The organism is Lysinibacillus sphaericus OT4b.31, assembly GCF_000392615.1.
Classification (GTDB): Bacteria; Bacillota; Bacilli; order Bacillales_A; family Planococcaceae; genus Lysinibacillus; species Lysinibacillus sphaericus_B.
The window spans coordinates 1-650 of record NZ_KB933459.1 but is presented as its reverse complement, the minus strand read 5'-3'; the positions used below and the strand labels follow the sequence as shown (position 1 = coordinate 650).

Genomic DNA, 650 nt, shown 5'->3' with positions numbered 1-650 from the left:
CCTCGTCGCGAGGGCTCCTGCGGGGCCTTTCGCTCATGCTATTCCCGCAGAAGTCGCCGCCTGCGCTCCAATCAACTAGTGCATCTATAAATGATTGAGGTGATGGATAGAAGGAATAACAATATTAATAATGAACGATATCCATTAGACATGCTGACAATTACCCAAATGGTGCCTGAAGACCATTTAGTACGCCAATTGGAAGCGGCTATTGATTTTAATGTTATTTATCCATTAGTAGCATCTCAGGTCTCGAAAATACTTAATGTTTACAGTTTTTTCTTTTCAAATAGAAGTATCTTTAGGAACTCGTTGATTTGCGCTGCGGTGGACGCTTTTCGCGGGCATGGCTTCAGTCTCCTCGTCGCTAGTGCTCCTGCGGGGCCTTTAGCTCATGCTATTCCCGCAGAAGTCGCCGCCTGCGCTCCAATCAACTAGTGGTCGTCTATAAATGATGGAGGTGATGGATAGGAGGACGAACAATAGAAATAATGAACGGGATTGCTGACAATGGACTGACCAAATGGTGCCTGAAGATCATTTAGTACGTCAATTGGGATTTTCTTAAGTATTTTTATGTAACCGTTGATTTGCGCTGCGGCGGACGCTTTCGCGGGCATGGCTTCAGTCCATATCTGTCAACTTTAGAT

General features: G+C 45.2%; 1 protein-coding gene. It reads left to right on the top strand.

The window, feature by feature from the left end:
- Window positions 1-90 precede the first annotated feature (90 nt).
- On the top strand, window positions 91-438 hold the full coding sequence (locus H131_RS22895; RefSeq protein ID WP_010861515.1) for a hypothetical protein: 348 nt from the start codon (window positions 91-93) through the stop codon (window positions 436-438).
- Window positions 439-650: the final 212 nt, after the last annotated feature.

Bases quoted from the DNA above. Each gene is read 5' to 3' on its own strand.
- H131_RS22895 (WP_010861515.1), top strand. From the start codon at position 91: ATGATTGAGGTGATGGATAGAAGGAATAACAATATTAATAATGAACGA.